We start from the raw sequence: 24,166 nt of genomic DNA, 5'->3' as shown, positions 1-24,166 counted from the left end.
CGTTCGATAATGAGCAGGGCGAGAATAGCGTTATATAAATCGAAAAAAATTGCGGTCCGCTCGTGCTTGCGGCAAGCACGAGTGTGCGACAGTGAATGTTCACTTACGCACCAGCACGGGAATGGGGAGAATCGGGCGTTCGCCTGCGGGAATATCGCCGCTCGTCCAGCGGCGACCGATTGAAACGGCAAACGCTTTTAGCGGAGAATCGAAAAAGGCCGCCGAACGCGGCGCAAAATCACTGCACAAAACAAATCGCCGGCCAGAATCCGTCGCGAATCCTGGCCGGCGATTGTCATCGACTGCGGATCAGGCAACGCGTCGCCGCGCTGCCATGCATCATGCCGATGTCTCCCGCACCTTTACCTCGGTTACCGTGCCGGCGTCCGAATCATTGTCGTCGCGCGGTTCGCCGAGTTGCCCTTCCCACTTCGCGACCACCGCGGCCGCGATCGAGTTGCCGACCGCGTTGGTGGCCGAGCGCCCCATGTCGAGGAACATGTCGACGCCCATGATCAGCAGCAACCCGGCTTCGGGCAGGTTGAACTGGTTGAGCGTCGCCGCGATCACGACCAGCGACGCGCGCGGCACGCCGGCCATCCCCTTCGACGTCACCATCAGCATCAGCAGCATCGTGATCTGCGTGCCCAGCGGCAGATGAATGCCGTACACCTGGGCGATGAACAGCACCGCGAACGTGCAGTACATCATCGAGCCGTCGAGGTTGAACGAATACCCGATCGGCAGCACGAAGCTCGAGATCTTGCGGTTCACGCCGAAGCGGTCGAGCGCGTCCAGCAGCTTCGGATACGCGGCCTCGGAACTCGCCGTCGCGAACGACAGCAGGAACGGCTCGCGAATCAGCCGGATCAGCGTGAACGCACGCTTGCCGAGGAACGTCACGCCGGCGAGCGTCAGCACGCCCCACAGCAGCGCGAGCGCCAGATAGAAGCTCGCCATGAACTTCGCGAACGTCAGCAGGATGCCGAGCCCTTCGGTCGTGATCGTCGACGCGAGCGCCGCGAACACCGCGACCGGCGCAAACCACATCACCGCGCCCGTCACCTTCAGCATCACCTGCGCGAGATCCTCGATCACGCCAGTCAGGCGCTTGCCCGCGTCGCCGAGCGCGGACAGCGCGGTGCCAAAGAAGATCGAGAACACGACGATCTGCAGGATTTCGTTGTTCGCCATCGCCTCGGCGATCGACTTCGGCACCAGGTGGACCACGAAGTCCTTCAGCGTGAAGGCGCCCGTCTTCAGGTTGAGGGCCGCATCGGAAGGCGGCAGCGGCAGGCTCAGGTGGCTGCCCGGCTGCAGGATCGTCGCGGTCAGCAGGCCGAGCAGCAGCGACGTGAACGACGCGATGAAGAACCAGCCGAACGCCTTGACGCCCACACGGCCCACCGCGCTGCCGTCGCCCATCTGCGCAATGCCGACGGTCAGCGTCGCGAAGACCAGCGGTGCGATGATCATCTTGATCAAGCGCAGGAATACATCAGACAGCAACGACACGTAACCGGCGACTTCCTTCGCCATCTTCGGGTCGGGAAACGCGCTGTGGCATGCATAACCCACGGCGATACCAAGCATCATCGCAATGACGATGTACTTGGTAATGTTGTGCTTCTTCTTCATTAGTAATCCAAATCACAAAACGTATGTTGCTAACGGCTGGCAAATCATTCGCGTCCGGCTGCGAATCGGAACCTGTGTGGCCACGCGGGCGACCAGTCCGCCCTGGCGGTCGCCAGGGCGGACAAGGGGGGGCATTCTAACGCAAATGGCGCACCGGCTTTCAAATCTGAAAGCGGCGCCGGTTGATCTGTGTCCGGATGTCGCCGGCAAAACAGGTTTTGTCGCGATCCAGCACACCCCTGGCGAGGGCCGGCCGGCGTGGAACAGCCCGGCCGGTCGGCGAGAAATCGGTCGGCGCCGCCGTGGCAAACGGGTTGCGTGCACGCACGCGTCAGCGCCACGCTCCGCGCAGGCGGCCGAGACGGTCAAGCGATCGCGACACATTCTCACAAAGATGCGCAGACCTCGACACTACGATACGTAAACGATATGTAATATTTGGAAATGATTCGCGTTGGCGCCATGCCCGGGCGTCGATCCGCGATCGCGAGCCGCAAACGCGGCACCGTGTTCGAGTCATTGCTCCCGACGGGTTGAGCCATTCATTTCATCAGTAGTCCTTTTAATGGACGATCGAGGAAAAGCGGCATCGTGATGAACATTCTGTACACCAACTTCCACGGCGACTACGGCGGCGGCCAGGATACCTACGTACGCGATCTCGCCGCCGCGATGAGCCGGCATCACCGCGTGACCGTCGCGTCGCCGGCGGGAAGCCGCCTGTCGCGTCTGTTGAAGGACAGCCCCGACGTGGCGATCTTCGACATGGAATTCAAGCCACGCTGGAACCGGCTGTGCCAGGAAATCGTCCGGCTGCGCCGGCGCATCGTCGCCGAGCGCTTCGACGTCATTCACGTGAACGGGTCCGCCGACCACCGGCAGGTCATGCTCGCGCTGCTCGGGTGCCGCTACCGGCCCGCGGTCGTGCTCACCAAGCACAACACCTATCGGGCCGACAGTTTCGGCAACCTGCTGCGCGCACGGCTCGCCACCGACCACACCATCGCGGTCAGCGACTATGTCGCGAGCATGCTCGCGCTGCGTTCGCCGTATGGAAACGTCACGGTCGTGAAGCACGGCGTGCGCCGCGCCGCCGAACGGCTGGCCGGCGACGAAATCCGCCGCCGCAAGATCGCGCTGTTCGGGCCGTCCGGCGCGGACGCAATCGTGCTGGGCAGCAGCGCCGGCACCGCGCCGGAGAAAGGCTGGATGGACCTGATCGCGGCGCTGGGCCGGCTGCCCGAAAGCGAGCGCGAGCGGTTTCGCGTGCTGCTGGTCGGCGCGGAGCCGTCCGGCGAGCAGCGCGAACAGATCGCGCGGCACGGCATGGCGTCGCGCACCGCGTTCACAGGTCGCCTCGACGACGTACGGGCGCCGTTCGCGATCGTCGACGTGTCGTTCGTGCTGTCGTACCACGAGAGCCTGTCGTACGCGTGCCGCGAAGCGATGTCGCTCGGCTGCCCCGCGATCGTCACACGCGTGGGCGGGCTGCCCGAGAACGTCGAGCCGGGCATCGACGGCTGGGTCGTCCCGCCGCGCGAGCCCGAAGCGATCGAGGCCATCCTGCGCGCGATCGTGCGCGAACCCGGCTGCGTCCGTTCGATGGGGCGCAGCGCGCGGCTGAAAGGCAAGCGCGAGTTCTCGTTCGACACCTTCGTCGACGCGACGCTGTCCGTCTATCAGAAATCGATTCGACACAACCCCTACCGCTGGGCGACATCCATGAGGTCCGCTTGATGGCAATGAATATCTGGAAGAAGTACTGGGATTTGCGGACGCAGGAATGTCCGTGCGACGTGCACTTCGTCGAATGGCTGGAATCCGTGCATCTCAGGGGCGTGCGCATCTATCACTTCGGCACCGGCGGCCATCACCATGTCGGCATGGAATGCGCGCGGCCGCACCTGAACAACACCGTTTTCGGCGTGACGGCATCGCCGAAGGAATACAAGTCGTACGTCGAGCTCGTCACGCGGCAACCGGAGATCAGCAAGACCTACCTCGCGTATTTCGGCGACATCTATACGAGCAATTCGGGCCTGCTGCCGGCATTCGACGTCGTCACGCTGTTCCATCTGTGCGAATTCCGCGACGAGTCGAACAGCCGTTATGGCGCGAAAACGGACGAAGAGGTGCTCGACCTGTTCGCACGCCATACCGCGCCCAATGGTCACTTGTTGTTCTACAAGGGCTCGTCGGCATACCGCAAGGCCGAGCCGATCATCGCGCAGTGGGCGGCAAACGCCGATTTCGTCGAGATCGGCGACTTCAAGACCCTGCGGATCTTCCGCAAGGCCGCATAACGCCGCGTTTTTCCCGGGCTGCCGATGTTTCTTTCCGCCACGCGCCATCCGATCCTGATGTATCACCAGATACGCCCGTTGCCGCCGCCGGCCGACCGGCTACGCGGCCTGAGCGTCGCACCGGACGCGTTCCGCCGCCAGATGACGCTGTTCAAGCGGCTCGGCTACCGCGGGCTGAGCGTGCGTGAACTGCGGCCGTATCTGCGCGGCGAGCGCAGCGGCAAGGTCTTCGGCATTTCGTTCGACGACGGTTTTCGCAACGTACTGACCCATGCGATGCCGGTGCTCGACGCGCTCGGGTTCACCGCGACCTGCTATTTCGTCGCCGGCCGCTTCGGCGGCCAGAACGACTGGGATGCGGCTGACGACACCGCGCGCTCACCGCTGATGACACGCGAGGACATGCTCATGTGGCGCGACCATGGCCATGAAGTCGGCTCGCATACGCTCGATCACGTCGCGCTGTCGCAGGTGCCCGGGTTCGAGTCGGATCATCAGGTAAGCGAGTCGAAGCGGCGCCTCGAGGCATTGAGCGGCCAGCCCGTCGAATCGTTCTGCTACCCGTACGGCGACCTGGATGCGCGGGTACGCGACCAGGTCGCGGACGCCGGATACGACAATGCGACGACGACCCGGCGCGGATGTGCCGGCGCGGCCGACGATCCGTTCCTGCTGCCGCGGATTCCGGTCGCGGGCGGTGTCGGGGCCGCCCGGCTGTGGCTCAAGTGCGTGAAGGCGCGGGTCATCGCACGCGGGTAGCACGGCGCCGTCGCCGACACTCGCATCGATACGCGAGCCGCTCACCACGACGGCGATCGGCCCGCCCATCCAACGCGTTCTTCACATGGACGGGCCTGCCGCCGGGTCAAGCCGGAGAGCGAAACACACGCGTCGCGGAGGGTGCACGCACATGCTGCTTCAGGTACGCAAGCGCAGCGTCGATCGACAGCACGTGCTGCTCCCCGTTCCTCATCCGCAGCGACACCTCGCCGGCCAGCGCTTCCTTCCGCCCGGCCACCGCGACGATCGGCGCGGCGAGTTCCCGCGCGTCGAAGATCTTGCGCGGCAAGCGCTCGGCACGGAAATCCCGCAGCACCCGGCAACCGATGTCCTCGAACGCGAACGCCGTGTTGTCCGCAAATGCGCGTTCGTCCTGCCCGATGTTCGCGACGACGATCTGGTCGGGGGCCAGCCACGTCGGCAACCATCCCTCGTAATGCTCGAGCAGGATGCCGATGAACCGCTCGAGGCTGCCGAGCACCGCGTGATGCAGCATGACGGGCGTCGCGCGCACGCCGTCTTCCGCGACATAGGTGGCGCCGAGCCGCTCCGGCAACACGAAGTCGAGCTGGATCGTCCCGCACTGCCACTTCCGCCCCTGACGGTCGAGCAGATGAAACTCGAGTTTGGGGCCGTAGAACGCGCCTTCCCCGGGCAGCATCGCGAAATCCAGGCCGGCCGCTCGGGCGGCGGACGCCAGCATCGCTTCCGCCCGATCCCAGACCGCATCGTCGCCCGCGCGAACCGCCGGCCTCGTCGACAGCGCGACGTCGAACCCGTCGAACCCGAAGTCCGCGTAGATCGTCTTCAGCAGCACGCAGAATCGCGCGACTTCGACCTCGACCTGATCGGGCAGGCACAGCACATGCGCATCGTCCTGCGTGAAGGCGCGGGCGCGCATCAGTCCGTGCAGCGCGCCCGACGGCTCCGCGCGGTGCACCGCGCCGAATTCCGCGTAGCGGACCGGCAGGTCGCGATACGAACGAACGCCCTTCCTGAAGAGCTGCACATGGCACGGGCAGCTCATCGGCTTGAGGCAGTATGGGTGGCTGTCGCTCTCGAGCGAGAACATGTTCTTCCCGAACTTCTCCCAGTGACCGCTCTGCTCCCACAGGCCGCGCGACACGATCTGCGGTGTCCTGACTTCGGCGAAGCCGGCTTGCCGCATCCTGGCGCGGATGTATTCCTCGACGGTCCGGTAAAGGACCATGCCGCGCGGATGCCAGAAGATGGCGCCCGGACTTTCATCCTGCTGGTGAAACAGATCGAGTCTGCTGCCAAGCACTCGATGATCGAAATCGTCCATCACGTTCTCCGTTGACTGGGGTGCCGGTCGAACGGAGCATGAAAAAAGCCCCGTCCGTTGCCGGCGGGGCTCCTGGGGATGATGTGACGCATGAATCTACGACGTGCAACCTCCCCCCGGCCCGCCGTTGGCGGTCGTGGTGGTGGTCGTGGTGGTCGTGACGAAACGTGCGTTCATGGGATGAATCTAGTCAACCTCGTGCGGCCTGTCAATCATGCGTTCGAATCGCGAGGCGTTACGCGCGCCGCCCGCCGGTTCGGTATCGCGACAGCAAATCCTCACGCGCGTATGTTCGCCGCCTCACGACGACATGGCGGGCGGTAACCCCGATCGAGTGCCGGTTGCGTCTAATCCCGACCTCACTCGCAACGCAACGCCTCCCATGGATCTCCACCATTTCATGGCGGCGCTGCGCGGCCGCCTGGCATACCGGCATACACGCACCCAGCCGTACCCACACCATCGCGCGATCCACGGTCGACTCGATGCCGGCGTTCAACGCCCCCGTCGAAACCGCACGCTTCAACCGCGAAGAAGCCGCTTTGCTCACGCGGCGTGCAGCGCGCGCAGCGCTTCGAACGTCACGATACGGCCGGCCAGCGCGCTCGCGGCAACCGTGTACGGACTGGCCAGCCATACGTCCCCGGGGCCGGAGCGCCCCGGAAAATTGCGGTTGATCGCACTGATCGTCACATCGTCCTTGGTGGCCGATTGACCCGGCCCGCAGTTCGCGCACGCACCGCAGCCCGGCATCACGAGCGTCACGCCGGCCTGCTCGAACGTGGGAAGATAGCCGCGTTCCGCGCAGTATTCGCGCACGTGCATCGTGCCGAACTGCAGGAACAAGCGTGTCGTCGGTGCCACGCGCATGCCGCGATCGACGCCCCACCGCAGCACTTCGTGATAAAAGTCGAAGTCCGCCTGCTTGCCGGCCGTGCACGATCCGCCGTAAGCCACGTCGATCGCGACGTTATCGGCCAGCCCGCTCACCGCGACACCGTTGCTCGGGTCGCCCGGCCGCGCCAGCATCGGCTCGATCTCGCGCGCATCGATGTGGATCACGTCGCGGTAGACGGCATCGGGGTCGCTTCTCATCCACGGCTCGAGCACGAAGTCCACGCCGCGACGTTCTTTCAGGAACGCAACGGTCCGCGCATCGGGTTCGACGATCCCCGTGAACCCGCCCAGTTCGGCGACCATGTTCGTCAGCGTCGCGCGCTCGTCGACCGGCAACGCGCGCACGGCTGAACCGCCGTATTCAAATACCAGGCCAATCGCGCCGCCGGAGCGGATCTCGTCCATCTGCAGCAGATAGAGCACGATGTCTTTCGCCGTCACGCCGGGACGCAGCGCGCCGTCAACCTCGATCCGCAACGTTTCCGGAATCCGGCAGCGAACATAACCCGTGACCCAACTGTTGGCGATCTCGGTGGCGCCGGCGCCGAATGCCAGGCTACCCAACGCACCCGCGTGCGGCGTATGCGAATCGGTGCCCGCGACGATCTGCCCCGGCAACGCGTACTGCTCCGCCATCATCGAATGGCAAATGCCTTCCGAGCCGGGCGCGTCCGGCAACGCACCGTGTGCGCGCACCGGGTAATCGCGTGCGAATTCGCTGTGCCCGGCGACGAGATTCGCGATCCCGGGCAGCAGCCCGTCTCTCACGTGCGGAATGCTCTGCCGCGCAAGTGCGAGATGATCGTGGAACGCGATGATGCGGTCCGGATCGTGCAGTTGGGCCGGTTTGCCGAACGCTCGGTGCATCAGATACGCACACATGCCGGTGAAGTAGTCGTGGCTGAAGCGCCAGTCCGCGGCGACGAAAACGCCGTCTCCTCGCGATGCCCCCTGCATTTCCGGATGAAGGTGGCGTGCGAGAATCTTCTCGACGAGCGTACGCGGCCCGTGCGCCGCGCCCGCGCCCGCGCCCCCGTCGGCCGGCACGGCGCGCTCGTCCGCGTTCGGCCATCGGACGGTCTTGCTGTAGGCGAGCAGCCCGCCGCTGCGGATAATCCGTTGCGTGAGCGCATCCCGGCCCTGCAGGAACACGTCGATCGGGATCGCTTCACCCGCGAGCAGGCGGTCCAGCACGGAGAAATCGGTCGTGGTGAGGATGCCGATGTTGTCGCAGTTCTGCTGGTAGATCCGCTCGAAGCTTTCCGCGACGATCAGGCGGATGCCGGCCGACAGTTCGGCCAGCGGTGCCGATTCGCGCGACGAGCCCTTGCCGTATCGCTTGCCGGCCACGGTCACCTGGAAGCCGCCGTCACGCACCGCGTGATTCCCGATCGGTAAGCGGCCGCCCGCCTTGAAGCCGACGTACGGAAACTCGCCGAGCCGCTCGTCGTAGGTCAGCATGACGGTGACCGGCGTGATCTCGTCGGTCGACACGTCATCGCGCAACGCACCGGCCTCCTGCCGCGTCAGCGCGCGCCCCGCGAACTGCGCATCGATCGTGTCCGGATCGCGAGTCAGGTACAACACCTTCCCCGTCAGTCGAAACGTATCTTCCATAAGTGCTCCTCGGTTGCATTCGGTCATCGGTGGCGCCGGACAGTCCACGCTGTCGGCGGCGGTCGCTCACGGGTCGGCGTGGGGCAGGCGTACGGCAAGCCATGCCTGCACCATCGCGGCGATCCGGTCGGAATTGCGGTCCAGCATCAGCATGTGGGAGTTGCCATGGATACCGTGCGCGGGCAGCGACAGCGTTTCCAATCGCCCGCCCTGCTCCGCCAGCGCCCGCTCGTAGCGCAACGACACCCGGGTCAAACCACGCCAGAACGCCGATCCGTCCAGGTTGTCACCCCATACGAACAATTGCGGGATCGCGGCGATGGCGTGCAGGTCGGCCTGTTTCGTGTCGGGCGTACCGGTCGGCTCGAGCGCGACGATGGCGCGGATCTTGTCGGGTGCGTGCAATGCGGCCACGAACGCAAAATTCGCGGCCTGGCTGTGCGCGATGACGACGCACGGGCATACGCGCTGCACGAGCGCGTCGTAGGCGGCCTGGATCAATGCGTCGTTGGTGGCCCAGCGCGGCACGAACTGCTTGCTGAACGCATCGAAAGCGTCGACCGGAAACTGCGACTCCGGGTAGGCCGCGCGCGACGCCGGCGTATCCGAATAGGACGGCCCGATCCTGAAGAGCAGCCATGCTTCCCGCTTCGACCGGAAGAACGGCTCGTCCGGATAGAGATCCGGGTAACGCGCCCACGACGCCCGCCCGCGCTCCACGGCATCGCTGACATACACGTCGTAGCCCGCGCGCAGGAAGGCCATCTGCCAGCCGTCGCGCCCGTCCGGCGTCGTCTCCCAGTTCACGCCGGTCAGGCCGCCGCCGTGCCACAACAACACGGGCAACGCCTTGCGCGGATGGGCGAGCTTCACGTACTGCACATACATCTGGCCGACTTCGAACGTGCCGTTCGGGTCGACGACGGTCGGCGGCGCCCCGGGCGAGAATACGATGCTGCGCGACGGCAGGCCGGACAGCTCTGCCGCATGTCCGCCGATATGGAAACTGCCGATCGACGCGACCTCCAGCGTGCGCGCATCGCTGCGATACGTCGCCGTCGAATCGGCCGGCGTGTCGGCACAGCCCGTCAGCGTCAGACAGCCGGTCGCCGCGATCGACATCGCACCAAGCCACCGCATGCACGCGGCAAGCGCCGTTCGCATGCGGTGCGCCCGCCGGTCGATATCGCCCCTGACGGGCACGCGCGCATGACTCACGGTGTGGCCTCGCCGGTGTCGACCGCCCGGTTCGCATGAAACAGCGCACCCAGCGCAAGCAGGTACAGGCCGCTCAACCACAGCATCAGTGCCTGAAAGCCGGCATCGGCGAGCAGATAGGCACCGATCGCGAGCAATATCCCGTTGGCCACCCCGAAGTTGCGTTCCATGCGCGCAAACATCGCGACCCGCGCAAGCGGGTCGAGCGCCGACAGGTCGAGATTCGCCATCGTCGCCGGCCGCACGCCGCCCGAGCCGAGACCAAGCAGGCTGATGCCGACCAGCCCCGACACGAAATAGTCGATGCCGTGGTAGGCCAGCACGTCGCTGCACCCGAGCACGAGCATGGAGCTGAACATGCAGGCGAGCGTCGCGATCATCAGCGCTTTCACGCCGAAGCGTGCAATGAATCCGTTCACGGCCAGTGAAGTCGCGAACGCAGACAGCGTAAACAGGCCGAGCACGGCGCCGAACAGAAGCGGATCGACATCGACCATGATGAAATAGAACGGCAGGAAACCGACGAACGGAGCGAGGGTGAACGCGCGCGACAACGAGTAAAAGCCCATCCAGAAACGCTGTCTCGGGTCGAGCACGGCCGCCTCGGTCGCCGCTTCCGTTGCCGGCCGCGGCTCGGCCCGCGGCTCGCGAATCATCAGCACCAGCAGCGTCGACGCGATGCTTGCCGCGAGTGACGCATAGAACGGCCAGAACGGCTGATAGTCGAACAGGATGCTGCCGGTCGATCCGGCCACCAGCGTCGCGATGAACATCTGGCTTTGCGAGCGCGTCTGCGTGCGCATGAACAGCGTCGCGTCGCCTGCCGCGCCCGCCAGCGTGCGCAGCAGGCTTGAATCCGTCGACAACGCGACGCTGAATCCGGTGCCGCCGACAATCTGCGCCAGCACCAGCAGGTTCATGTCGACATCCGCGAGCCGCGTGCCGGCGAGCAACAGCACGATTCCGCCTGCCTTCATGGTTTCGCCGGCCGCCACGACTTTTTTTTCCGACATCACGCCGAGCAGCTTTCCGCCGAGCCCCGACGTGACGGTCGTCACCAGCCCGTAAATGGCCAGCAGTGCAATCACGCGATACAACCCGAGTTCCACCAGGTAAAGGTGGAGGAACAGCACCGGCAAATGGAAGTACAACCGCGAGACGACCCGGTACAGCACGAACAACCGGATGTCGCGGAGGCCGGGCGGCGGAGTCGGGACCGGATCGCTCATCGTCGCGCGCAATCGCTAGGCGATCACGATGTCGCCCTGGCGCAGGACTTTCAGCGTACCGTCGAGCAACGATACGATCGTGCTCGATTTCGTCGTCGTCGGCTTGCCGGGCGCCGGCGGGACAATGAAGTCGACCGCATCGGGAAAGGTCCGCGTGGCGAGATCGTAGTCGATCAGGCAATCGTGCTCGACGCCCGAGAGATTCGCCGAGGTCATCGCGAGCGGCCGTCCGAACGTTCCGATCAGTTCATTCAGCACCGGATTCCGGTTGCAGACGACCGAGATGGAATCCTCCTTCAGGTAGCGGTGATCCGGCGCGCGTGCCGACTTCGGCAACACGAAATTCAGCGGCCCCGGCCAGAACCGTTCCATCAACGTGCGCACCGTATCGGCCTGCTCCGCTTCGAGACTCGCATATGCCCACAGCTCCTGCGGGTCGGACACGAAAAGCGTCAGCGGCTTCTTGACGTCGCGCTTCTTGATCTCGTACAGACGCGCGCAGGCGCGCTCGTTCCACGGATCCGCCGCGAACGCATAGTTCGTGTCGGTGGGCACCATCAATACGCCACCGTTTTTCAAGACCTGCGCGGCATGTGCGTTGGGTAACATGAATCCAGTCTCCTCTGGTTGAAGTCGTGGGCAGCGCGGCGACTCGCCGTCGCCGCGCCATGCGCGTCAGATGCTCACCTCGACGCTGCGGCCGGCCAGGCAGTACTGGCTCGGCTGCAACGCCCGCTTCCAGTCGACCCGCACACGCACCGTGACCACCTTGACCGGCAGTTGCCGGCGAGCGATTTCGGGCGGCGGTGCCGCGACGTACTGGCCAACCGTCACGCGGCCGGAGCCTGACCGGACCGTCTCGATCACCCCCGTCCAATGTCGCGCATCGTGCGACAGCGACACCTTGACCGGCGCGCCGACCTTCAGGTCGCGCACGTCCGATTCGTCGAAAAACGCATCGACCCACACGTCGTTGCAGTCGATCAGTTGCATGATCGGCGCCCCCGCGGTCAGCGCTTCGCCGCTCTGCGCATCGAGCGACCAGACGACGCTCGGCCGGTCCGCGACGAGCGTTGCCATGCGCTGACGCGCGTATTCGGCGCTGACGCGGGCCAGCTCCTCGTTCGTCGACGCGCCGAGTGCCTTCGTTTCCTGCAACTGCTGACGCAGATCGACGAGTTCCAGCTCCAGTTGCCGGTTGCGCTGTTCGGGCTCGCTCAGCGCGCGCGGTCCGTCGAGTTGCAGGCCGACGCGTGCCGCGGCGTACGTGGCCTCGCTCTGGCTGACCTGTGCGCGCTGCGCCTGCACCTGCGCGACGCTCACCCGCGCATTCGCGATGCTGCGGTCGTATCCGGCGCGACTCAGGTAGCCTTTCTCGAACAACGCGGTGGCGCGGCGCATGTCGGCTTCCGACAACGCCGACATTGCATCGAGGCGAGAAAGCTCCGCATGCGCCTGCGCGATCTGCGCACCCGCGTAGCGCGCCTGCAGCGTCTGCTGACTGCGGCTTTCGCTGCGGTACTGATCCTGCTGCTGTTGCCGATCCGCGATCCGCAAGGCGAGGCTGCGCTCGCGTTGCGCGAGATCGCTGCTCTGCACCTTCAGTTGCTGCTCGAGCACCCGCAACTCCGATGCACGCGGGTTCGACAGGTCGCCGGCAATCGTCGCGACCGGCTGCGACGCTTTCGCCAAATTGCCGACCTCGACACCGGGGACGAACGACAACGTCCCCGCAATCGGTGCGCGCACGACGATGACGGTGGCATTGATGAACGCCTGCTTGCTGGCTGGCCGCTTCAGCCACCACCAGCCTACCGCCAGGATCGCGACGATGATGGCGACCACGGGCAACGCACGCTTCCATGCCGCCCGCGCCGAATCGACGTGGAGCGCTACCCACGATTCGCGACGCATCGTGCTTCCCCTTTTTCTCTGGTTGGATTCCGTGCGATCGAGGCCTGGGCGTTCAACGTCCGTAGTAGGCGGTCGTCGACGCGCTGTCGATCGTGTTCGCGTGAATCAGGAACCGGGCGACCGCGTTCGGCGTGGTCCCGTCGATACCCAGCTTTTCGACGGACAACGCGTGCAGGGTGAACACGTATCGATGCGGTTCCGCGCCCGGCGGCGGGCATGCGCCGCCGAAGCCTTGAACGCCGTAGTCGTTCGTGCTCTGGATCGCGCCGGCCGGCAGCAGGCGGCCATCCTTCGCGCCGCTGTTGGCGGACAATCCTTCGGTGTCCGGAGGAATGTCGAACGCAACCCAATGCCAGAACCCGCTGCCCGTCGGCGCGTCCGGATCGTACAGCGTGATCGCGAGACTCCGCGTGCCGGCAGGCACGCCAATCCAGCGCAAGGCCGGCGATCGGTTGTCGCCGTCACCGCCGAAATCGTTGTACTCGTGTGCCTTGGCGAGCTTGCCCTGCTCGGCGAATTCCGGCGAAGTAAGGCTGAACGTTGTCATTTTTCTGTCCTGTTCTAACGGTTGCGTACGGATTCGGATTCCGCCGGCGGCATCAGGCCAACGCGACGCGACGGGCCCGGCTTTCGATGCAGGGCCAAGATAGCACGCACCCGTTTTCCTTCGAACAATTGGATCGCCAGTACGTCGATTGTTTCTCCCAGAGGACAATCATTTCGCCAGGGAGTCAACGCTCGGCAGGCGCTGCAGGCTGTCCGTTCTGCGTTAGAGTCCGGAGCAAACGGCCCTCGAACGGTCGACGCTCAGGAGGCCTCATCGCATGACCGGACGACTCTCGACATCCCTGAAAGCCTGCGCGCTGCTCGTGCTGGGCGCGTGCGCGCAAGCCGCGTATGCGACCGACCTGATGAGCGCGTGGCAGGACGCGCAGGCGAGCGATCCTGGTTACGCCGCCGCGCGCGCTCAGCGAGCGGCGGGCGTCGAGGCGTTGCCGCAGGCACGCGCGGCGCTGTTGCCGCGCCTGCAGGCGGCGCTCGGCGTCGGATCGACCTGGGCGAGCGTGTCCGACCTGCCTCGCCAGGAATACACGACCAATGGCTATGGCGCGTCGCTCGTCGTACCGGTGTTCCACTGGGGCGACTGGCAGGGTTACGAGATCGGCAAGCTGAAGGTCGCGCGCAGCGAGATCGTGTTCGAGAAGGCCAGGCAAGCCCTGATGATCGACGTCGCGCGCGCGTACTTCGACGTGCTGCAAGCGCAGGATCAGCTCGCGTTTTCGCGCGCGCACGAGGCGGCACTCGATGAGCAGCTCAAGATCGCCCAGGCCGCCTTCGACGCGGGCACGCAGACCGTCGTGGATCTCGATCAGGCGCGTGCCGCGCTTGACCTCGCGCGGGCCGAGCGAGCCGGTGCGCTGAACGACTATCAGATCCGCACCGAACGACTGAACAAGCTGGTCGGCCATCCGGTCGGTTCGCTGGCCGCATTGCCCGACGATGCGTCGGTATCGCCGCTCGCCGCGGCCGATCTCGACCAGTGGACCACGCTTGCGCGGCAACGCAACCTCGACGTCGCGACTTGCGAGATCGACAGCGAGATGGCCAGCCGCGAAACCCGCCGCGCGCAGTCCGCCGACCTGCCGACAGTCGATCTGATCGCCACCTTCAACCACAGCAGCCAGGGCAACTCGCGATACATGTACTCGGCGACGCTGCCCAGCCAGAACGGCATCGGTGTCGCGGGCGGCGCGGGCAACTCATCGGTGATCGGCGTGCAGATCACGATCCCGATCTTCACCGGCGGCTACGTGCAGAGTCGCAAACGCGAAACGCTTGCGCTCGAAAGCCGCGCCGGCAACGCGTTGCTCGATGCACGCGAAAACGCGGTCCTCGATGCACGGCAGACGTATCTGTCGTTGCTCAACGGGAGAGACATGATCGCGGCGCTGCGCTCGGCGGTCGTCTCGACCCGGACCTCGACCCGATCCGCGAAGACTGCCTACGAGATCGGCGATCGCACCAGCACCGACGTGCTCATCGCCGAGGACAAGCAGTATCGGTCGCGCACCGCATTCAGCCGCGCCCGCTACGACTACATGCTGCACTGGCTCGAACTCTCCCGTGCCGCCGGACAGTTGACCGACGCCGAACTCGCGAACGTCAACGCGCTGCTGACGACGTCGTTGCCGTCCGCGACGTCCGTCCGTTGAACCCGTCGGCGGCGTGGCCAGGTGGCCCCCACCACACGCATCACGCCTGTTCGAGCGCACGCGCACCAACCGAAACCCGAACCGTCAAACGAAAACGGCCGTCTGTCGTGCGGATGCATCGACAGACGGCCGGCGATCCGCCGGGCCGACGGCCCGGACGGATGGATCAGGCAGTTTCCGGCACGCGCGCCGGAATCTTGCCCACCAGGCGCGCGTAGGCGAACAATCCGCCCGCATCGACGATGTTGGCGAGCTCGCCGACCGGCTCGATCGGCGCACCCGGCTGGCCGTCGCCGATCCGGACGACCTGATCGTCGACCGAGATCTCGATGATGTCGCCGGTCCTGATCCGCTCGCACAGCCGTTCTTTCGACGCGACCGGCAGCAATTGCCCCGTCGATACGCAATTGCGGAAGAAGATCCGTGCGTACGACTGCGCGATCACGGCCCTGACACCGGCCGCGCCGAGCGTGACCACCGCATGCTCGCGCGACGAGCCGCAGCCGAAGTTCTGCCCGGCGACGACGATGCTGTACGGCGACTTGCCAAGCGCCGGATCGATGAACGGGATCGAACCTTCCGGCAGCCCGCACATCGCGAGCGACGCGAGTTGAGCGTACCCTTCCGCGCTCGACGGATTGATCTTCAGATACTCGGCCGTCAGGATCTGGTCGGTATCGATGTTGTCGCCGAGCACGTAGGCCATGCCCCGAATCGTTTTTTCGGTCATCTGTCGGGTCTCACAAAAATGCGTTGGGATTGACGAGCCGGCCGGCCACCGCGGCCGCGGCCACCGTATAGGGGGAACCGAGGTAGATATTGGCGCGCTTGTTGCCCATGCGGCCGACAAAGTTCCGGTTGGTGGTGGATGCCACCGACAGCGGTTCGTTGACGCGGCCGAACGTGTCGGCCGGGCCGCCGCAGCACGCCGCGCAACTCGGCTCGGATGAAAGCGTGACGCCCGAATCGGTCAGGATCGAGTAGATCGACGTGTCGCCGATCTGGGTCGTCACGATGCCATGGAAGACTTCCTTCGTCGCCGGCACGGCAAAAGTCGGCACGGCGACCTTGCGTCCTTTCAGCACCTTCGCAGCGGCGACGAAATCCTCGAGCTTGCCGCCCGTGCACGAACCGATGTACGCCTGCTCGATCCGGATATCGCCGACGTTGTCGACGCTGTCGACGTTGTCCGGCGAATGCGGTTTCGCGACGAGGGGCTGCAGCTTCGATACGTCGATGTCGAGTACGCGCGCATACCGTGCATTCGCGTCGGGCGTGATGACCTCGAACGGGATGTCGTTACGCGCGGCGAGATAGTCGAGCGTTGCCTGATTCGGCACCATGATCCCGTTCTTCGCACCGCATTCCACGACCATGTTGCAGAGTGTCATCCGCTCTTCGACCGACAGCGCATCGGTCACTTCACCGCCGAACTCGATCGCCTGATACGTCGCCCCGTCGATCGTCAGTTCGCCGAGCACGGCGAGAATCAGGTCTTTCGCAAGGACATGGCGCGGCAGTTCGCCGTGAAAGTTGACGCGGATCGTGTCGGGTACCTTCAACGGGATCTCGCCCGTGCCGAGCGCGAATGCGGCGTCCGTGATCCCGAGGCCGACCGCGAAGGTGCCGAACGCACCCGACGTGACCGTGTGCGAATCGGTGCCGAGCAACACCTCGCCCGGCCGGTTGTGGCCGCCTTCCGCGAGGCCGATATGGCAGACGCCGCGATACTTCGGCGTCCCGACATCATAGAAATACTTGATCTGCTGCTCGCGCGCGAACTCCCGCATCACGCGGACGTTCTGGTTGGCAAGCACGTCGGCCGTATAGATGAAGTGATCCGGGATCATCACGAAGCGCGCCGGATCCCATACGCGCGCGTCGGCGCCGAACTCCTTCTTGAAGATGCTGATCACGCCCGGCGAACACGGGTCGTGCGACATCAGGATGTCCACCTTGGCCCAGATCACCTCTCCGGGCGTGATATGCGTCCGACCGCTCGCCTTCGCCAATACCTTCTGGCTCAATGTTTGTCCGTGGTTCATGCTCACCCTTTTTCTGGCATTGGGATATCGGCGCGGCCTCGATGAATGCATCGCCGTCGTATGCAAAAAAAAGTAACACGGCACGCATACAGTCGAAAACAAATCGTTTATATTTCGAGCGTTTGTTTCCATGGAGAAACGAAGTGAATCAGCTCGATCAACTGAATTCGATGGCGATCTTCGCGAAGATCGTCGACACGTTGAGCTACACGGAGGCGGCGAAAGTGCTCGGCCTGTCCAAGTCGGCCGTCAGCAAGGAGATCAGCCGGCTGGAAACCGGGCTCGGGGTCACGCTGCTGAAACGTACGACCCGGCGTATCGAAGTCACGGAGGTCGGGCGCACCTATTACGCGTACTGTTCGCGATTGCTCGCGGAAGTGCGCGGTGCCGACGCGTTCGTGCGCCAGTATCACGAAGAGCCGATCGGCAATCTCCGTGTCGTCGCGCCGATGACCTTCGGCAATCACGCGATCGTGCCGACGCTGTGCCGTTTCATCTCGAACAACATCCACGTCCAGGTCGACCTCGAGCTGACCGACCGGATGGTCGATCTCGGCGAGCAGAACATCGACGTCGCGATCGTGATCAGCCGCGACAACCCGGAGCAGCCGGGCACCAACACGCACGCGTTGACCGACATCCATTGGGGCATCTATGCGTCACCGGACTACATCGCCGCACACCCGCCGGTCACGCGCCCGGAAGATCTCGCTCGACACCCGTTCCTGCTGTTTCGCGGCCCCGCGCACACGACCGCGCTGCAGTTGCGGCAGGGCAAGCGCCAGCTCGAGACGCGCGTGCGCTGCATCCTGCGCTCGAACAACAGCGTTGCGCTGCTGAACGCGGCCGTCGCCGGCGTCGGCGTCGCCTACCTGCCGCGCTACGTCGTGCGGGACGCCATCGCCAGCAACGAGCTGGTTCAGCTGCTGCCGAACTGGGCGTCCGAAGTGCGCACGGCCTACGTGCTGTATCGCGAAGACAATTTCCTGTCGCCTCGTGTCCGGATGTTCGTTCAGGATCTCACCCGCTTCTTCGCGACGGAAATGCGCGCGCTCGGCAACTAGTCACGCGCCGGCCAATCGACGCCCGTCGCGCGTCGATTGGCGCCGCGCTGCCTCGCGCTTCCCTGTCTCGCAGCCCCGCCTCAATCCCCCCTTCCTCGCATTCGCCCGTCCGGGTCGCTCGTCGATCAGGCATGCGTACGACTTTTCGTCGCGCCGATTCGGTTCAAGAGTTTCCCATTGGAAACAATTCAACGCCCACAAATGTTCGAGTAACGTCTCCAGCAATCCGGTGATAGTCTGAACTCCAATAAAGCGCGCCACGTCGTTGCGCACCAACCACCCACAATGGAACCTGAGAGATAAACCAGATGAAGACCATCAAACGAATCGAAACTTTACGATTCCATTAAAAAGCAGTCCTTAAATTATCAAATTTAAATATTCAATGTTTGTTTAAAAACAGACTGCTTTTGCACGCCTGTCGCCAGGAGAACGTTCCGTTGGCAAGGAACCGGCTCGCCTGCGACCAGAAATTCTCGAATACGGAAACAAAGAATTCGGTGCCCGTCATGAACCCTCATGCCGGGCGCGATGTAGTGTTCCCGCCCGGCCGGGCTGGAAATTCGCGTTGAAGTTTCTTACCTTATCGAGGATATTATGAAGTCGACGTTTGAATTTTCCGACCAAGAAAAAAGCGACCTATCGACCGCGCTACGAAAAATCGATAAAAGCCCCTACCAGGATTACTCGGGGTTTCATCGCGGTATCGGCGCCTTGGTCGAGAACGGCAGCATTCCGGTCTTCTTTCTGAACGTCTGCGAAACCATCCGCAACGAACGAACCGGCCAGAAGCGCTACGCGCATCTGCTGCGCAATGTCCCGCTCGACGACACGATTCCGGTCTTCGATCAGAATGATCCGGTCCAGGACAAGTACGCGAAGAAGAAATCCTACGTGGGCGAGGCGCTGCTCGAGTTGTTCGCCCAACTGACGCGGACCCCGCTGCTCGCGTACCAGACCCGCAACAACGGCGACTTCTTCCACGACGTCTACGCCCACAAGAAATATAGCCAGACCCAGACGCAGAAAACGGACGGCGAACTGTTCTTCCACAACGACCGCACGGCTCACCCGGTGCGGGCCGACTACCTCAGCCTGCTCGGCATGCGTTGCAACGACGCCAATCGCATCTACACGGGCTTCCTCGACGGCCGCGCGCTGCTCGATCACATCAGCGAGGCGCATCAGGCCTTGTTGCGCGAACCGCACTTCATCACGCCGTACGACGAATACTCCCGTGATTCGAACCTGAATCAGACGGTGTCGGACCGGCACGTGATCCTCGAGAACGCGCACAGCTTCCGTTATTACGACACGCGTACCACCTACGCCCCGGGCGCGCCGCTCGGCGCAATCGACGCACTGCTGTCGCTGAAAAACGCGATCGTGAAAGCCAACAAGGAACGCGTGCAGATCCGCACCGGCGACTTGTTCTCGTTCGCGAATCAGGATGCGCTCCACAACCGCGAACTGATCGAGGTCAACGATCACGAAGACGCGCTCAAGCGCTGGCTTCTGAAGACCTACAGCTTCCGCGACGACGCGAGCATGCACCGCTTCGACCACTACTTCGCGGAACAGCCCGGCCTCGTCCGCGAATCGGCCGCCCTCGCCTGATTTTCCAATCGACTGCCGTCGCGGTCGCACCCTGCCTTGCATCGCCAAGGCCGGAGTGGTTCGTCACGCGCGTACCGCGCGCGTGACGCAGCACGCCCTCGCCTATCCGGCGATCGGCGTCCCTGCCGCTCCTTCGTCCCACGCCAGTCCCCTCGGTCTTTCGTCATGCGTGACGCAGCAATCGTCACGCATGCCGCCAACGGCACAGGTCTCTCATCATGCATATCCTGATCATTCCCGGCGCGAATCGCGCCGCCCCGCTCGTCCGTCACGTGATCGCGCTGCTCGACGATCTCAAGTCGCGCAACGGCGCGCTCGACTACACATGCGTCGACGCGGGCACGCCCGATGACGGCGCGTATTCGGCCTGTTTCGAATCGGACATCGTGCTTGCCACACCCGGCGCGAGACATGCGACGGCCGTCGCCGCATTCGCCAAGGTAGCCGGGCTGCATACCGAACTTCATGCGATCTCCATCCCGGCGGAGCTGAAGCGGTTTTCTCCCGTGTCCACGCGGCATGCACGCGCAACGGATTGCCTGATTCTGGGCGATGCGTCGCGCGGCACGAATAACACGCATACGAGCGGCGTCGTCGCGGGCGAACGCGAGCTCGTGGGCTGGTATACGCAGCGCTATACGGAGAGCGACATCCGTCGCCTCGCGCACCGGGCCTTCAGGCTGGCCGGCGCTCGCTCACGACGCCTGACCTCGGTCGACCGGTCGGATCGCCTGGACGTGATGGGGATGTGGCGCGACATCGTGTCCGAGACCGCGTTGCAGTACCCGGACGTTCAGCTCGAGCATCTGCTGGTCGAGCAGGCGATCGAGCGGTTCATCGTCGAGCCGGACGGGTTCGATACGGTCCTCGCAGGCGGCGACCTCGCGCCGCTGCTGGCCGCGCACGCGAGCGCAATGACCGGCTTTCCCGGTCTGCTCACCCGTGCCCGCGTGGGGGACGGCCCGGCCGTGCTGTACGAGATCGGCCTGCCGGTGCACATGGACCTGCCGGCCGGCCTCGAGGTCGACCTCGAGGCGCGCGCGGCTGCAAACGCGGTGTCGCTGCTGCTTCGCCACCCGCCGCAAGACGCGATGCCGGACCGTCCGGCGTACCCGCCGCAGATCCTCGACGCGATTCCGTCGCTACGCCACTGAATGCACGCGGCAACCGGTCACTTCCGGCCCGCTTCCTGCACGGAGAATTCGACATGTCCCCCGCCTTTTCATCATCGCCGACGCATCGGCCGGCCGCGCTCGAGCGCGCGTATCGAACCGCGACGCTACGCATCATCCCGATCCTGTTCGTCTGCTACATGTGCAACTATCTCGATCGCATCAACGTCGGCTTTGCCAAGCTGCAGATGCTCGATCAACTCCGAATGAGCAACACGGCGTTCGGGATCGGTGCCGGCGTATTCTTCGTCGGATATGTGTGTGCAGGCGTGCCGAGCAGCCTGGTATTGCGCCGCGTGTCGCCGCGCCGCTGGATGTGCATCCTGATGCTTTCATGGGGCACGCTGTCGGCCGCCCTGCTGTCGGTGAAGACACCCGCATCGTTCTATGCGCTGCGATTTCTGACTGGCGTGGCGGAAGCCGGCTTCTTTCCGAGCATCGTGCTGTATCTCGAGCAATGGTTCTCGACCAAGCATCGCGGCCGGGTATTGTCGCTGTTTCTGGTTTCGATTCCGGTGTCAGGCGCGGTCGGCGGACCGTTGTCCGGCTGGATGCTCGATTATTTCGCCGGCGGTCGCGCCGGCCTGTCCGCGTGGCAGTGGCTTTATCTGCTGCAGGGCGCGCCGACCGTCCTGTTCGGCATCCTGCTGCTGTTCGTGCTGCGTGATCGCGTCGAACAGGTGTCCTGGCTGACTGATGCCGAAAAGCAGATGGTCCGCGAGGATCTCGACAGAGACGCGCGCACGCGTGCCCTGCCCGCACACCCGACAGGCTCGACGAGCCATGTGCTGTTCGACCGAACAGTCCTGTCGCTCGGCTTCGTGTACTTCTGCATCCAGATGGGCGCCTACGCGATGAACTTCTGGCTGCCGACGATCATTCACGCGCTCGGCGTCACGAAGCCGGGCCAGATCGGCCTCGCAAGCGCGGTGCCCTATCTTGCGGCGAGTATCTCGATGGTCGTCGTCGGCCGTTCCGCCGACTTCCGCCAGGAGCGCCGTCTGCATCTCGGGGTGCCGTTGTTGATCGGCTTTCTGGGACTCTTGCTCACGGGCGGCGCGGGCGGCGACATGATCCTGTCGATCGTCGGCCTGACGCTGGCGACCGCAGGCACGCTGACCGGCATCGCGATGTTCTGGCCATTCACGTCGTCGCTGCCCAATCGCCCATCCGCGGCCGGAGTCGCACTGATCAATTCGCTCGGGCAGATCGCCGGCTTCGTCAGTCCGTATTTCATCGGTTGGGTCCACGATACGATCCATTCGACGACGCCGGCACTCTATATGCTATCGAGCCTGATGGCGGCAGGTGCGCTGTTGATCGTGCTTCGACCGGGTCCCTCGCACGTCGTCCCCGGTGCGTCGACGCTGGAGACCGAATAGGCACGCGCGACCGGCGGGCCGACGTGAAAAAGTCGGGCCGGCGGCGGCGATCGGTCAACCGACAGCGGGCCGCATCTGGCCCGCCGTCGATAGCGAGATGCGCCAGCAACGCGATCTCGTCGAGACGATCCGGCGTGTGTCCGGGATCATCGCGGCCGCGTCGCGCGCGGTCGAGCTGACTACCCGACATGCTCTCGATCCTCGAGGCTGCTTGCCGGGCGGCCATTTACGGCCGCCCCGCCGCAGCAGGTCAGGCAGCGGCGTCCGGCAGGAAACCCGCATCGATCTCGATCTTCGACAGGTGCGCGACCGTATTGACGAGCGTCTTGCCGGCCACGGCCATCGCAATCGCCACCGCCGCGCGGCGGTCGAAGCCCGCCGCCTTCAGCGCGTTCACGTCGCTATCCGATACCTGCGCGCGCTTCGATGCGATGGCTGTCGCGAACTGGCGCACCGCTTCGAGCTTCGGATCGGCAAGCGCGCTGCCGGTACGCAACGCGTCGACCACGTCCGCGGCGGCACCGAGCTTGCCAGCCAGCGTCGCGTGGACGGCCACGCCGTAGTCCGCGGCATTCACGCGGCTCGCGGCCGCCATTGCGACCTGCTGCGCCACCGCATCGAGGGACGTCGCACCGAGAGCATGGAGCCACTGCAGGTAAGCCGACAGCACCGGCGGTTCGACCGCAAGCGCGTGGCCGAGATTCGGCACGAAACCGAATACGCCGCGCATCGCGTCGAACAGCGGCTGGGCCTCCGCCGACGCAGACACGTCGTCCAGTCCGCCAAACAGCGCCTGACCTTGTGCGACGTCCAGCGTGCGCGCGAAGAATGCGCGAATGATGCCGGCCACTTCGTCCAGATGCGACTCGAGCGGGAAATGACCGCCATCGACGAAATGCACCTCGGCATCGGGGATATCGCGCTTGAACGCCTCGGCTCCCGCCGGCAGGAAAAACGGATCGTTCTTGCCCCACACCGCCAGCGTCGGCGGACGATGCGTGCGGAAGTATTCGTGGAAGCGCGGATAGGCCGCGACGTTCGCCTTGTAGTCGGCGAACAGGTCGAGCTGGATCTCGTCGTTACCCGCGCGGTCGAGGAAGTGCTGGTCGAGCGTGTAGCTCTCCGGCGCAATGTGCGACGTATCCGCCTCGCCATGCCGGTACTGGAACTGCGTGGTACCGGCCGTCAGGAAACCGCGCAGTTGCTCACGGTTCGCATCGGACGGGTTCTGCCAGTATGCACGCATCGGATTCCAGCCGTCGCTCAGGCCTTCCTCGTACGCGTTGCCATTCTGCGAGACGAGTGCGGACACGCGATCCGGGCGCGACGCAGCCAGACGGAAGCCCACCGGCGCGCCGTAATCGAAAACGTACAGCGCGTAGCGCGTCAGGCCGAGCGTGTCGGTAAAGCGCTCGATCACTTCCGCGAGATGGTCGAAGGTGTAGCCGAACGCCTTCGCTTCCGGGGCGTCGGAGAAACCGAAACCGGGCAGGTCCGGCGCGATCACCCGGTACTTGTCGGCGAGACGCTCGATCAGCCCGCGATACTGATGGCTCGAAGTCGGGAAACCGTGCAGCAGCAGCACCGCGGACGCGTCCTTCTGGCCGGCTTCCCGGTAGAACAGATTGAGGGCCGAGCCGGTACGACGATCGGCGACGGAGGCGGTTTGATAGGTCACGCGTGTGGACATCGAAAATCTCCTGGATCACGGAATGAGGCGTCGGCCTGAGTTTTCTGTACCGAACGATCGGTACAGTACATCCGGAAATGA

General features: G+C 64.7%; 20 protein-coding genes. 8 read left to right on the top strand and 12 right to left on the bottom strand.

Translation table 11 applies throughout. The features are described 5' to 3' along the window. Positions 1 to 339: 339 nt before the first annotated feature. Together G3N62_RS00195 and G3N62_RS00190 are read right to left on the bottom strand one after the other, a co-directional pair. On the bottom strand, positions 340 to 1,638 hold the full coding sequence (locus tag G3N62_RS00195) for a dicarboxylate/amino acid:cation symporter (RefSeq protein WP_059556376.1): 1,299 nt from the start codon (positions 1,636 to 1,638) through the stop codon (positions 340 to 342). Between the two features lie 160 nt (positions 1,639 to 1,798). Then, the gene (locus G3N62_RS00190; RefSeq protein ID WP_154233782.1) at positions 1,799 to 1,966 is read right to left on the bottom strand and encodes a hypothetical protein; all 168 of its coding nucleotides are present in this window, start codon (positions 1,964 to 1,966) and stop codon (positions 1,799 to 1,801) included. Positions 1,967 to 2,232: 266 nt separating this feature from the next. Here G3N62_RS00190 and G3N62_RS00185 point away from each other — a divergent pair, with 266 nt between their 5' ends. From G3N62_RS00185 to G3N62_RS00175, 3 genes are read left to right on the top strand one after another with little or no spacing between them, the layout of a single operon-like run. Further along, positions 2,233 to 3,375, top strand: a complete 1,143-nt coding sequence (locus G3N62_RS00185; protein ID WP_124670737.1) for a glycosyltransferase — start codon at positions 2,233 to 2,235, stop codon at positions 3,373 to 3,375. Further along, complete coding sequence (locus tag G3N62_RS00180; RefSeq protein WP_241012809.1) at positions 3,375 to 3,941, top strand: hypothetical protein; 567 nt, start codon at positions 3,375 to 3,377, stop codon at positions 3,939 to 3,941. The genes G3N62_RS00185 and G3N62_RS00180 overlap by 1 nt, the downstream gene beginning before the upstream one ends. A gap of 24 nt (positions 3,942 to 3,965) precedes the next feature. Next, a complete protein-coding gene (locus G3N62_RS00175; protein ID WP_124670719.1) occupies positions 3,966 to 4,700 on the top strand; it encodes a polysaccharide deacetylase family protein in 735 nt (244 codons plus the stop codon). A gap of 106 nt (positions 4,701 to 4,806) precedes the next feature. Here the strand turns inward: G3N62_RS00175 and thrS are convergent, their stop codons facing one another. The 7 genes from thrS to G3N62_RS00140 form a co-directional block, all read right to left on the bottom strand. Then, the gene (gene thrS / locus G3N62_RS00170) at positions 4,807 to 6,027 is read right to left on the bottom strand and encodes a threonine--tRNA ligase (RefSeq protein ID WP_124670720.1); all 1,221 of its coding nucleotides are present in this window, start codon (positions 6,025 to 6,027) and stop codon (positions 4,807 to 4,809) included. Positions 6,028 to 6,573: 546 nt separating this feature from the next. Then, positions 6,574 to 8,541 carry an aconitase family protein gene (locus G3N62_RS00165; protein WP_124670721.1) on the bottom strand — a complete coding sequence of 656 codons (1,968 nt, stop codon included), beginning with the start codon at positions 8,539 to 8,541 and terminating at the stop codon, positions 6,574 to 6,576. A gap of 66 nt (positions 8,542 to 8,607) precedes the next feature. Continuing rightward, positions 8,608 to 9,705, bottom strand: coding sequence for an alpha/beta fold hydrolase (locus G3N62_RS00160; protein ID WP_241012808.1), 1,098 nt, complete (start codon positions 9,703 to 9,705; stop codon positions 8,608 to 8,610). A gap of 50 nt (positions 9,706 to 9,755) precedes the next feature. After that, the gene (locus G3N62_RS00155) at positions 9,756 to 10,988 is read right to left on the bottom strand and encodes a hypothetical protein (protein WP_034189790.1); all 1,233 of its coding nucleotides are present in this window, start codon (positions 10,986 to 10,988) and stop codon (positions 9,756 to 9,758) included. A gap of 15 nt (positions 10,989 to 11,003) precedes the next feature. Beyond that, a complete protein-coding gene (locus tag G3N62_RS00150) occupies positions 11,004 to 11,597 on the bottom strand; it encodes an L-threonylcarbamoyladenylate synthase (RefSeq protein WP_034189725.1) in 594 nt (197 codons plus the stop codon). 66 nt (positions 11,598 to 11,663) lie between these two features. Further along, complete coding sequence (locus G3N62_RS00145; protein ID WP_049033755.1) at positions 11,664 to 12,902, bottom strand: HlyD family efflux transporter periplasmic adaptor subunit; 1,239 nt, start codon at positions 12,900 to 12,902, stop codon at positions 11,664 to 11,666. A gap of 52 nt (positions 12,903 to 12,954) precedes the next feature. Then, positions 12,955 to 13,449, bottom strand: coding sequence for a YbhB/YbcL family Raf kinase inhibitor-like protein (locus G3N62_RS00140; protein ID WP_034189727.1), 495 nt, complete (start codon positions 13,447 to 13,449; stop codon positions 12,955 to 12,957). A 277-nt stretch (positions 13,450 to 13,726) separates the two neighbouring features. Between G3N62_RS00140 and G3N62_RS00135 the strand changes: the two genes are divergently transcribed. After that, complete coding sequence (locus G3N62_RS00135; RefSeq protein ID WP_034189728.1) at positions 13,727 to 15,115, top strand: TolC family outer membrane protein; 1,389 nt, start codon at positions 13,727 to 13,729, stop codon at positions 15,113 to 15,115. A gap of 166 nt (positions 15,116 to 15,281) precedes the next feature. On the opposite strand, the gene G3N62_RS00130 is transcribed toward G3N62_RS00135, so the two are convergent. Next, on the bottom strand, positions 15,282 to 15,821 hold the full coding sequence (locus G3N62_RS00130) for a 3-isopropylmalate dehydratase (protein WP_241012807.1): 540 nt from the start codon (positions 15,819 to 15,821) through the stop codon (positions 15,282 to 15,284). A 34-nt stretch (positions 15,822 to 15,855) separates the two neighbouring features. Next, positions 15,856 to 17,292: an aconitase/3-isopropylmalate dehydratase large subunit family protein gene (locus tag G3N62_RS00125; protein WP_241012806.1), complete on the bottom strand. Its 1,437-nt coding sequence runs from the start codon at positions 17,290 to 17,292 to the stop codon at positions 15,856 to 15,858. Between the two features lie 11 nt (positions 17,293 to 17,303). Here G3N62_RS00125 and G3N62_RS00120 point away from each other — a divergent pair, with 11 nt between their 5' ends. The 4 genes from G3N62_RS00120 (at position 17,304) to G3N62_RS00105 (ending at position 22,395) form a co-directional block, all read left to right on the top strand. After that, the gene (locus tag G3N62_RS00120) at positions 17,304 to 18,224 is read left to right on the top strand and encodes a LysR family transcriptional regulator (protein WP_034189731.1); all 921 of its coding nucleotides are present in this window, start codon (positions 17,304 to 17,306) and stop codon (positions 18,222 to 18,224) included. A 714-nt stretch (positions 18,225 to 18,938) separates the two neighbouring features. Further along, the gene (locus G3N62_RS00115; RefSeq protein WP_226227098.1) at positions 18,939 to 19,841 is read left to right on the top strand and encodes a TauD/TfdA family dioxygenase; all 903 of its coding nucleotides are present in this window, start codon (positions 18,939 to 18,941) and stop codon (positions 19,839 to 19,841) included. Positions 19,842 to 20,059: 218 nt separating this feature from the next. Further along, positions 20,060 to 20,995: an isocitrate/isopropylmalate family dehydrogenase gene (locus G3N62_RS00110; protein ID WP_124670723.1), complete on the top strand. Its 936-nt coding sequence runs from the start codon at positions 20,060 to 20,062 to the stop codon at positions 20,993 to 20,995. Between the two features lie 53 nt (positions 20,996 to 21,048). After that, complete coding sequence (locus G3N62_RS00105; RefSeq protein ID WP_034189733.1) at positions 21,049 to 22,395, top strand: MFS transporter; 1,347 nt, start codon at positions 21,049 to 21,051, stop codon at positions 22,393 to 22,395. A gap of 250 nt (positions 22,396 to 22,645) precedes the next feature. Here G3N62_RS00105 and G3N62_RS00100 read toward each other — a convergent pair whose 3' ends face one another. Beyond that, on the bottom strand, positions 22,646 to 24,085 hold the full coding sequence (locus tag G3N62_RS00100) for an alpha/beta fold hydrolase (RefSeq protein ID WP_124670724.1): 1,440 nt from the start codon (positions 24,083 to 24,085) through the stop codon (positions 22,646 to 22,648). Positions 24,086 to 24,166 lie beyond the last annotated feature (81 nt).

Source organism: Burkholderia sp. Tr-20355 (genome assembly GCF_017104685.1).
GTDB classification, from domain to species: Bacteria; Pseudomonadota; Gammaproteobacteria; order Burkholderiales; family Burkholderiaceae; genus Burkholderia; species Burkholderia seminalis.
Note: the sequence above shows the minus strand (reverse complement) of the source record. Positions and strands in the feature narration are given on the sequence as shown.

Bases quoted from the DNA above. Each gene is read 5' to 3' on its own strand.
- G3N62_RS00145 (WP_049033755.1), bottom strand. From the start codon at position 12,902: ATGCGTCGCGAATCGTGGGTAGCGCTCCACGTCGATTCGGCGCGGGCG.
- G3N62_RS00180 (WP_241012809.1), top strand. From the start codon at position 3,375: ATGGCAATGAATATCTGGAAGAAGTACTGGGATTTGCGGACGCAGGAA.
- G3N62_RS00150 (WP_034189725.1), bottom strand. From the start codon at position 11,597: ATGTTACCCAACGCACATGCCGCGCAGGTCTTGAAAAACGGTGGCGTA.
- G3N62_RS00135 (WP_034189728.1), top strand. From the start codon at position 13,727: ATGACCGGACGACTCTCGACATCCCTGAAAGCCTGCGCGCTGCTCGTG.
- thrS (WP_124670720.1), bottom strand. From the start codon at position 6,027: ATGGACGATTTCGATCATCGAGTGCTTGGCAGCAGACTCGATCTGTTT.
- G3N62_RS00105 (WP_034189733.1), top strand. From the start codon at position 21,049: ATGTCCCCCGCCTTTTCATCATCGCCGACGCATCGGCCGGCCGCGCTC.
- G3N62_RS00100 (WP_124670724.1), bottom strand. From the start codon at position 24,085: ATGTCCACACGCGTGACCTATCAAACCGCCTCCGTCGCCGATCGTCGT.
- G3N62_RS00165 (WP_124670721.1), bottom strand. From the start codon at position 8,541: ATGGAAGATACGTTTCGACTGACGGGGAAGGTGTTGTACCTGACTCGC.
- G3N62_RS00130 (WP_241012807.1), bottom strand. From the start codon at position 15,821: ATGGCCTACGTGCTCGGCGACAACATCGATACCGACCAGATCCTGACG.
- G3N62_RS00110 (WP_124670723.1), top strand. From the start codon at position 20,060: ATGCATATCCTGATCATTCCCGGCGCGAATCGCGCCGCCCCGCTCGTC.
- G3N62_RS00140 (WP_034189727.1), bottom strand. From the start codon at position 13,449: ATGACAACGTTCAGCCTTACTTCGCCGGAATTCGCCGAGCAGGGCAAG.
- G3N62_RS00175 (WP_124670719.1), top strand. From the start codon at position 3,966: ATGTTTCTTTCCGCCACGCGCCATCCGATCCTGATGTATCACCAGATA.
- G3N62_RS00185 (WP_124670737.1), top strand. From the start codon at position 2,233: ATGAACATTCTGTACACCAACTTCCACGGCGACTACGGCGGCGGCCAG.
- G3N62_RS00195 (WP_059556376.1), bottom strand. From the start codon at position 1,638: ATGAAGAAGAAGCACAACATTACCAAGTACATCGTCATTGCGATGATG.
- G3N62_RS00155 (WP_034189790.1), bottom strand. From the start codon at position 10,988: ATGAGCGATCCGGTCCCGACTCCGCCGCCCGGCCTCCGCGACATCCGG.
- G3N62_RS00160 (WP_241012808.1), bottom strand. From the start codon at position 9,705: ATGCGAACGGCGCTTGCCGCGTGCATGCGGTGGCTTGGTGCGATGTCG.
- G3N62_RS00125 (WP_241012806.1), bottom strand. From the start codon at position 17,292: ATGGAAACAAACGCTCGAAATATAAACGATTTGTTTTCGACTGTATGC.